Genomic DNA, 9,358 nt, shown 5'->3' with positions numbered 1-9,358 from the left:
AAGTACGCCCAAACATGCTTTTAGGGGTGGACAAACGAATATTAGAGGTGGACAAACGAGTATTTGAGTGTAAAAACTACAATTATTATTGTAGTTGATATATAAGAGAGCTCTTATGAATGATTATTTAATCACCCGATCAATGCCGTAAATGGGCATAGTTACCTCTCCTTGTAAAAAAAACATGAAAATAACAATGTTTCTGTATGCAAGAAGTTAAGAGTTTGTCAACAAGAAGTTAACTTTTTGTTGACAGAAAGTTAATTCCTTGTAGACAAGAGACTTACTTTTTGTAAAAGGTTGATTATTAGCAGAAAATAGTGACTATAAATTTTATCTACTGTACGTTGTTTTCGTAATTTTTCAGTTATTACCCTCTTCATTCATCAGATCGCTGGGCTTCATATTGAATTGTTTACTGAAGCAACGGGCAAAGTACTTGGGGTCATTGAAACCTACCTCATATGCTATTTCAGCGATATTCATCTGTTTTGTTTCCCGGTTTTTGAGAATCAGCTCCCGGGCAGTGTTCAGTCTGTAGTTACGGATGAATTGCCCGGCAGACTGTCCGATGAGGTTTTGAAGCTTCTTGTTTAGCAAACTTTTACTTACCCCAACGGCTTCACTGAAATCACTGACCTCAAAGTAGGGGTTTTTATAGTGTTCTTTCACTACTTCCATCACTTGGTTGATGAACTTCTTGTCTCCTGATTCTTCTTCTATATTTAGTACTTCAACATCCATATTCGCCCTGAATTGTCTCTGGTAGCGTCTACGATTCTCCAGAATATTTTCAATACGGGTTAATAGGAGAGTCTCATCAAAAGGTTTTAGAAGATATTCGTCTACTCCTGTACGGTAGCTTTCCAGACGGGCTTCAGGTGATGTCTTGGCAGTAAGCATTAGGAAAGGGATGTGTGAGTTTGCAAAAGTCTCTTTTACTCGACGTGACAGCTCTATGCCATCCATTACTGGCATCATCAGGTCACTTACAATGAAATCTATCGATTGCCTGTTTAGTATTTCAATGGCTTCTGCACCGTTACAAGCTTCGAGTACATTATAATAATCGCGGAGGATAGAACGGATATATCCTCTCATGTCAGCATTGTCTTCTACAACCAGAATATTCAAAGCCACTTTTTCTTTGGGTAACTCGTCGTCTGCTGTTGCGGGTGTTGTAGGTGGAATGTTATTTTCAATGATAAGCTGATCGTTTATGTCTTCCTTGGGTAATGGAAGCAAGATGCGGAAAGAGCAGCCGGAACCGGGGTTATTGCGGACACTTATATCTCCGTCGTGCATCAGTACGATACGTTTACAGAGATATAACCCTATGCCAGTACCGGTTTGTCCATATACAGGATACTTCACTTGTTTCTTTGATTGGTAGAAGCGGTTGAATATCTGCTCTATATCTTGTTCTGGAATGCCTGTTCCACTATCACTGACGCAGAGGTAGAGTACTTCCTTACTTTCTTTTGTCGGTAATGTAGCTATATATACGGATATTTCCCCATTATCGGGAGTGAATTTAATAGCATTGCTTAGCAGATTGGTAATTACTTTATGCATGGCTTCCTCATCGTAACGGATTTCAGGATCTTTCATATGGAAAAAGTGCTTGATCGCGATATTCCGCTCTCCGGCAAACACTTCAAAAGGAGTGAGTAATGAGTTTATAAAATTCAGAAAGTTTCCTTTAGTCTTTACTATATTCAGTTTACCGGATTCTACCTTTCGGAAGTCCATTAACTGATTGACAAGGGATAATAAATATTTGGAGTTACGTTCTACAAAGTTTAATTGTTCTATTACCTGCGGATTATAACTCAGTTTAAGAGCACGTTCGATGGGGCCGATAATCAAGGTTATCGGGGTACGGAATTCATGTGTAATATTAGTAAAGAAGGCAATCTTATCTAATGTCAACTCTTGAACTTTGCGTGCCATACGGCTTAATTGAGCTTTCTGCTGGGTGATTTTTTCGTTTTGTTGTTTTAGTGTATTGTTTTGCCTGGAGAGTTCTTCCGTTTGATTCTCCAATAGTTGTTTTTGTTGTTCCAGCTGGTATGTACGTTCTTCCACTGTACGATGCAACAGTTCTCTTTGTTGCTTGAAGTTCCGTATACGCCATTGATAAATTTGCCAGGTGATTAATAAAGCGAAACCTATAAGCAATAAGATAAACCAAGTGGTCTTATAGAAGTAGGGTTGGATAATGATCTTTAGTTGTGTGATGCTCTCTGCTCCATCTTCTCCGTCGGGCGTATATTTTACTTGCAGGGTATAAGTTCCTGGACGCAGGTTTGTGTAACTTGCAAATCGTCGGTTTCCGGGTACTTGTACCCATTTATCTTCAAATCCGAGAAGACGATAGCTATATGTGGCCGTATTGTCCGGTTCAAAATTTAGGGCTGAGAATTCCAAAGAAAATGATTTTTCTTTTTCATGAAATTTTATTTCCTGAGTGACAGCAATATCTTGGGATAGATATATGTTACCGGGAAGAATATCTTGATTCCCGATTCTTAGTTTAGTGAATCTTACATTGGCTGGCTGGATTATACTAGGCGGAAAATTGCTTTCAATGGCTGTGAGTCCTGCGACAGTACCAAAATAGAGGGTTCCGTCTGATGAATGACATGAGGCGTTCCAGTAAAATTGAGCATCGGGTAGCCCATCTTGTTTCGTGTAATTCGTAAAACGGTTCTCTGTCGGGTGATAACAGGAAAGTCCATTATTTGTTCCTATCCAGATATTGCCGTCTATGCCTTCTTGCATGCTCCGGACATTATTGTTGATTAGGTCTTGGGTGGTATTATAAGAAATGAATTTTTCTTTGCCTTGGCCATCAACAACTCTTTTATAAATACCATATCCGTTGCTACCCAGCCACAGTGTTCCATCTGTCGTTTCACAGAAGCAACTAATCTTCTCTATTAACTTTGATTGAGGATTGTCCAGCTTATAATTGAGATGTCGGTACTGGAACTCTCCTTTCTCTGATTTAGCGGAGCGGGAATGAAGGTCTATAATATATACTCCTTCTGTACTGCCTATCCATAATTTATCTTCTTTATCGATGAGGGCACCGAGGCAACCACGTACATTTTCTGCCATATGGTTAGCAAAGGGGGAAACGAATTTCTGAGTTGCCATATCGTAAAAAAAGAGCCCCCGATTGGCACCTACCCACATTCCGTTATTGATAGGGTCATAAACAAGTACTGCTATGAAGAATAATGGAAAGCCTGTTTCAGGATGTGTATATATGACTTGAAGGGGACGATTCAGTGCTTTGGGATTCATAATATTGATTCCACCGCCCCAAGTACCTACCCATAACCGACCTTGGTTGTCACTGGCAAGGCTACTGACAGAATTATGGCTTATCTCACCGCGTTCCCATCTGTAATGGAGAAACTGTTCAGTCCCTTGTCTCTTCAAATTCAAACCTCCTTCCACAGTGCCTACCCATAAGTTTTTTTCTTTATCTTCATAAATGGCATTTACCGGGTTGTCAGACAGGCTTGAGGGAATTTCTTTATCATGTATGTAGTTATGTATAGATAAGCGTTTGGGTGCGAGTTTGTTGATTCCTCCGCTTTCAGTGCCGATCCATATATGTTTTCCGTCTACTTTTATACAATTGATAAAGTTACTATTCAATAGGCTGTTGCCAGTAGAATTATGGGCGAGATGTTCGAAACTGTCTGTAATTGGATTATAAATATTCGCACCACGGAGTGTACCTGCAATCAATTGTTTATCGTTGGTGATAGCAAGACTGGTCAGATAATTTTGCGAAATGGAATGTGGGTCATTAGGAATATTTTCGTAAATCTTTATTGCGTTACTGTTTTTATTATAGCGGTACAATCCTGCATGCGTGGCTATCCATACCTCATTTTCTTTTGCCAACATATCTTTCAGATAGGTATCAGGTAAGAACGTTAGTTTCTCTGATATATGGCTTTCTTCTAATCCTCCCTGATTATTCGGAATGATTTTATAGATTGTACCATTTATTGCAGTCCATATTTTCCCGTCTTCATCAATATCCTTTAATACGAGATCCGGTTCGTTTAATTGCGGCAATGTTAATGTAGACAGGCTTTCCACGTCTCCCTTTATATTAAAGGTAATCCGGTGAAGTGCATTTCCGCATTGCAACCATATAGAATTCTGTGAGTCGCGCATTATAGTATATGCCGGTTGGTTTAATAAGGTAGTTAGCAGTCCTTTGGGATCATTCGGGATGATAGGTTGCAAAGTCAATAAATCAATAATGTCAGTTCCTCCTTCAGATACAATCCAAAGGCGTTGAAAGGTATCTTCATGTACATTTAGTATAAAGTTACTTTTTAGCTTACAATGGGAGGTATTGGGATTGAAATGAATGAATTCATAACCATCATATCGGGAAAGCCCTCCTCCGGCCGTAGAAATCCAAAGAAATCCCCGGGTATCTTTATAAATATCATCAATAAAATTATGTGGGAGTCCATCATCCATGGTGATGTATGAGACATTGTACTGGTCGGTGAAACGCTCTTGTGCTTGCAGAGCACACGGTATAATGAAACTGATATATATAATAAGGTATAAAAGGTTGTGTCTTTTCATATAATTTGTATTATTAAAGGCAAAGTTAGAAGAATATTTATAATGTTTAAAATCAGAATAGCTGTTTTTAATTTAAATTGCTGAATTGTCCACCTCAAATGTTCATTTGTCCACCTTACCATGCTTACCCCGGGCGTATTTTTGCAATAGAATTTATAATCTACTGATAGTATGAGAAACTTATTATGTATAGCTGTTGTGTTGATGAGCAGCCTGTTTGCTGGTTGTACTTCCTCTGTATTTACGCCTGTCTCTTCTCCTAATCCGTGGACGGATGATTATTCTTCACTGTCTTCTATGGAGAATTATCAATCGTGGGGAACTTATAATGTACATGATCCGTCATGCCGGAAGATGGGTGAGTATTACTATATGTATTCTACAGATGCAATATTCCGTGAAAACCGTAAAGAAGCTAAAGAGAAAGGAGTCCCTTTGGGGTTTATTCAGATGCGGCGTTCTAAAGATCTGGTGAATTGGGAATTCCTTGGCTGGGCGTTTCCTGAAATTCCGCAAGAAGCGGTAGAGTGGGTGCGTGCCCATGCTGATGGACATGGGGCGACAAATATATGGGCTCCTTATATTATTCCTTATAACAATAAGTATAGATTGTATTATTGCGTATCGGCTTTCGGGAGGAAGACATCCTATATCGGATTAGCTGAATCTGATTCGCCTGAAGGTCCTTGGACATTGGCAGGCTGTGTTGTTAAAACAGATGATACGACAGCCATGAATGCCATTGATCCCAGTATCACTGTAGACCCTTCAAATGGGAAGTGGTGGATGCACTACGGTTCGTTCTTTGGTGGTTTGTACTGCGTGGAACTGAATCCTGAAACCGGACTTCCTTTGGCAGAAGGAGATAGAGGACACTTGGTAGCTCGTCGTGCTAATTACAAGAAGGATAATCTGGAAGCGCCTGAGATTATTTATAATCCTGAATTAAAAGAATATTTCCTGTTTGTTTCCTACGATCCGCTGATGACGACTTATAATGTGCGTGTCGGACGTTCAGATAAAGCAGAAGGTCCTTTTATGGATTACTTTGGTAAGGAATTGAAAGATACTACCAATAACTTTCCGATACTAACGGCGCCTTACCGTTTCAAAAATCATCCGGGTTGGGCCGGAACAGCGCATTGCGCGGTGTTTACTTCAGATGATGGACAGTACTTTATGGCTCATCAGGGGCGTTTGTCTCCACAGAATCAAATGATGGATCTTCATATACGTCAGGTGTTCTTTACGGAAGAGGGTTGGCCTGTAGTATCTCCTGAGCGTTATGCTGGTAGTAAATCCCGGAAGTTCTCCGCAGCAGATTTGGCTGGTGAGTGGGAGGTTATCCGTGTGCAGGAACCTTTGTATGAACGCCAGTTAGAAGCGGGACAAATATTGTGGGGTGAGGGTGAACTGCAAGATGAAGAATGGAACATGTCTCGTCTGCTACATTTGGAGAAAGATGGAAAACTGGGAGAGAATAAAGGAACCTGGGATTTTGCAGATGTAAAGCAATCTCTGCGGTTGACACTTGATGGAGAAGATATAAAAGACTTGATAGTATTTGCCGGACATGATTGGGAAAATGAAACGGAAACCGTTCTTTTCACTGGTCTGGATAGCCGGGGACGTTCCGTCTGGGGAAAAAGAACTAAGTAATCAATTATAATTTTTATTTTGAAACCATGAAAAGATACACTGGATTATTAACAGCGCTGACCCTTACTGCGGGTATGGCGCTTCAGGCACAAACCAATGAGTTTGTGATACAAACCAAGAAATTAGGCGCAGAGATTCAGCCTACTATGTATGGGTTGTTCTTTGAGGATATCAACTATGCCGCTGATGGCGGACTATATGCCGAGTTAGTGAAGAACCGTTCGTTTGAATTCCCTCAAAATTTGATGGGATGGAAAACTTTTGGTAATGTGACTTTGCAGGATGACGGACCTTTTGAGAAGAATCCTCATTATGTTCGCTTGTCTGATCCGGGACACCCGCATAAGCACACCGGGCTTGACAATGAAGGATTCTTTGGCATCGGTGTAAAAGCCGGAGAAGAGTATCGCTTTTCCGTATGGGCACGTTTGCCTCAAGGAGGAACAGCAGAAAAAATCCGTATAGAGTTGGTAGATACCCAATCTATGGGCGAACATCATGCTTTCGCTACAGCAACATTGACTATTGATTCGAAAGAATGGAAAAAGTATCATGTTATTCTGAAGCCCAGTATAACAGATCCAAAGTCAACATTACGTATTTTCCTTGCTTCAGGGGGAACAGTCGATTTGGAACACGTTTCCCTTTTTCCAGTCGATACGTGGAAAGGACATGAGAATGGTTTGCGTAAAGATCTTGCGCAAGCTTTAGCAGATATCAAACCGGGTGTTTTCCGTTTCCCCGGCGGATGTATCGTTGAAGGAACAGATTTGGCTACGCGTTATGATTGGAAAAAATCAGTAGGCCCTGTAGAAAATCGTCCCCTGAATGAGAATCGTTGGGAATATACTTTCCCGCATCGTTTCTATCCCGATTATTTTCAGAGCTATGGATTAGGCTTTTTTGAGTTCTTCCAACTTTCGGAAGAAATAGGAGCAGAGCCGCTTCCTGTATTGAGTTGCGGTCTGGCTTGTCAGTTTCAGAATTCAGATGCAGAGGCACACGTGGCTGTTTGCGATTTGGATAGCTATGTGCAGGATGCTCTTGATCTGATAGAATTTGCCAATGGGGATGTGACCACGAAATGGGGAAAACTGCGTGCCGATATGGGACATCCTGCATCGTTCAACCTGAAATTCATTGGTATAGGCAATGAGCAGTGGGGACCGGAATATCCGGAGCACCTCGAACCGTTTATCAAGGCTATTCGTAAAGCCTATCCGGATATCAAGATTATTGGAAGTTCCGGTCCGGACTCTGAAGGAAAACAGTTCGAATATCTATGGCCGGAAATGAAACGTCTGAAAGTTGACTTGGTGGATGAACATTTCTATCGTCCCGAAAACTGGTTCCTGAATGAGGGAGCACGCTATGATAACTATGACCGTAAAGGTCCGAAAGTGTTTGCAGGAGAATATGCTTGTCATGGTAAGGGTAAGAAATGGAACCATTTCAATGCCGCTCTGCTTGAAGCCGCATTTATGACCGGATTGGAGCGCAATGCGGATATTGTACACATGGCCACTTATGCTCCTTTGTTTGCTCATGTGGAAGGCTGGCAATGGCGTCCGGATATGATTTGGTTTGATAATCTCAACTCTGTCCGTACTGTAAGTTACTATGTGCAGCAACTCTATGGGCATCACAAGGGTACTAATGTGCTTTCTTTGATGATGAACAAGAAGCCTGTAACAGGTGCCGAAGGCCAGAACGGACTGTTTGCAAGTGCGGTCTATGATAAGAATAAGAATGAAATTATAGTAAAGGTCGCCAATACTTCTGATAGGACCCAGCCTTTGTCATTGAAGTTTGAAGGATTGAAGAAACAGGATGTACTGTCCGGTGGACGTTGCATCAAGCTTCGTTCGGCTGATCCTGACAAAGACAATACGATTGAGCAGCCGTCTGTTATTCAGCCTCAGGAAACTTCGGTATCAATTGATGGCCAAGTGTTGAGTGTAGAGTTGGAACCGAAGACATTTGCTGTTTATATTTTCAAAAAAGGATAAAACTAATGGATAGATTTAGAGTTAATAAGGTTAGATTTTGGTTGATTTCTTTTGTTCTGGTAGCCTCGCAAGGGCTATCAGCGCAAAAAGATACCACTTTTGTTGCTAATGGAAATCCAATCATCAAATATAAATATACGGCTGATCCTGGTGCGATGGTGCATGATGGTAAGGTGTATATTTATGCCGGACATGATGAATGTCCGCCACCGGCTGAGCATTATCTCCTGAATGATTGGTGTGTCTTTTCTTCATCCGACATGAAGACATGGACAGAACATCCTGTACCCTTGAAAGCAAAAGATTTCTCCTGGGCGAAGGGGGAAGCATGGGCAAGTCAGGTCATTGAGCGCAATGGTAAGTTCTATTGGTATGTCACTGTGGAGCATAAGGATGTTCCCGGAAAGTCTATCGGTGTGGCTGTTGCCGATTCACCGCTCGGCCCTTTTATAGATGCCCGTGGCTCTGCTTTAATTACCAATGATATGACCACAGAGCGAACTAAAATATATTGGGACGATATAGACCCGACAGTCTTTATAGACGATGACGGACAAGCTTATCTGTATTGGGGAAATACCCAGTGCTATTATGCCAGATTGAAGAAGAATATGATTGAACTGGATGGCCCGATTGTTTACGTAGATTTGCCTCGTTTTACGGAAGCTCCCTGGATACATAAGCGCGGAGACTGGTATTATCTTTCTTACGCTTCTGAGTTTCCCGAGAAGATTTGCTATGCAATGAGCCGGAGTATTACCGGACCTTGGGAATATAAAGGAATACTGAATGAAATAGCCGGTAACTCCAACACCAATCATCAGGCCATCATCGAATTTAAAGGCGACTGGTACTTTGTCTATCACAATGGCGGAATTAATCCCGCAGGGGGAAGCTATAGGCGCTCTGTGTGCATTGATCGCCTGTACTATAATGAAGATGGAACCATGAAGCGTATTCAGATGACAACAGAAGGAGTACAATAGGTTTAGATATTAGAATATATTGAAGGTTAGATTAGGTTAGTTAGTTAGTTTATTTGAAAAAGGCTAAAAAGATAA

The 9,358-nt window shown here is 41.2% G+C and carries 4 protein-coding genes; 3 read left to right on the top strand and 1 reads right to left on the bottom strand.

Annotated features, from left to right (window positions below; all coding sequences use genetic code 11):
• Positions 1 to 363: 363 nt before the first annotated feature.
• On the bottom strand, positions 364 to 4,629 hold the full coding sequence (locus tag BACCELL_RS23540; protein ID WP_007214638.1) for a hybrid sensor histidine kinase/response regulator transcription factor: 4,266 nt from the start codon (positions 4,627 to 4,629) through the stop codon (positions 364 to 366).
• Positions 4,630 to 4,833: 204 nt separating this feature from the next.
• On the opposite strand from BACCELL_RS23540, the gene BACCELL_RS23535 reads away from it, so the two are divergent.
• The 3 genes from BACCELL_RS23535 to BACCELL_RS23525 are packed head-to-tail and all read left to right on the top strand — an operon-like array spanning position 4,834 to position 9,283.
• The gene (locus BACCELL_RS23535; RefSeq protein ID WP_419150868.1) at positions 4,834 to 6,288 is read left to right on the top strand and encodes an arabinan endo-1,5-alpha-L-arabinosidase; all 1,455 of its coding nucleotides are present in this window, start codon (positions 4,834 to 4,836) and stop codon (positions 6,286 to 6,288) included.
• Between the two features lie 26 nt (positions 6,289 to 6,314).
• On the top strand, positions 6,315 to 8,297 hold the full coding sequence (locus BACCELL_RS23530) for an alpha-L-arabinofuranosidase C-terminal domain-containing protein (protein WP_007214636.1): 1,983 nt from the start codon (positions 6,315 to 6,317) through the stop codon (positions 8,295 to 8,297).
• A gap of 5 nt (positions 8,298 to 8,302) precedes the next feature.
• On the top strand, positions 8,303 to 9,283 hold the full coding sequence (locus tag BACCELL_RS23525) for a glycoside hydrolase family 43 protein (protein ID WP_007214635.1): 981 nt from the start codon (positions 8,303 to 8,305) through the stop codon (positions 9,281 to 9,283).
• Positions 9,284 to 9,358: the final 75 nt, after the last annotated feature.

The sequence above is a fragment of the Bacteroides cellulosilyticus DSM 14838 genome (genome assembly GCF_000158035.1).
Classification (GTDB): Bacteria; Bacteroidota; Bacteroidia; order Bacteroidales; family Bacteroidaceae; genus Bacteroides; species Bacteroides cellulosilyticus.
The sequence above is the reverse complement of the archived record's forward strand: the minus strand, read 5'-3'. Positions and strand labels throughout refer to the sequence as shown.

Coding starts and splice junctions, on each gene's coding strand:
- BACCELL_RS23525 (WP_007214635.1), top strand. CDS start 8,303: ATGGATAGATTTAGAGTTAATAAGGTTAGATTTTGGTTGATTTCTTTT.
- BACCELL_RS23540 (WP_007214638.1), bottom strand. CDS start 4,629: ATGAAAAGACACAACCTTTTATACCTTATTATATATATCAGTTTCATT.
- BACCELL_RS23530 (WP_007214636.1), top strand. CDS start 6,315: ATGAAAAGATACACTGGATTATTAACAGCGCTGACCCTTACTGCGGGT.
- BACCELL_RS23535 (WP_419150868.1), top strand. CDS start 4,834: ATGAGCAGCCTGTTTGCTGGTTGTACTTCCTCTGTATTTACGCCTGTC.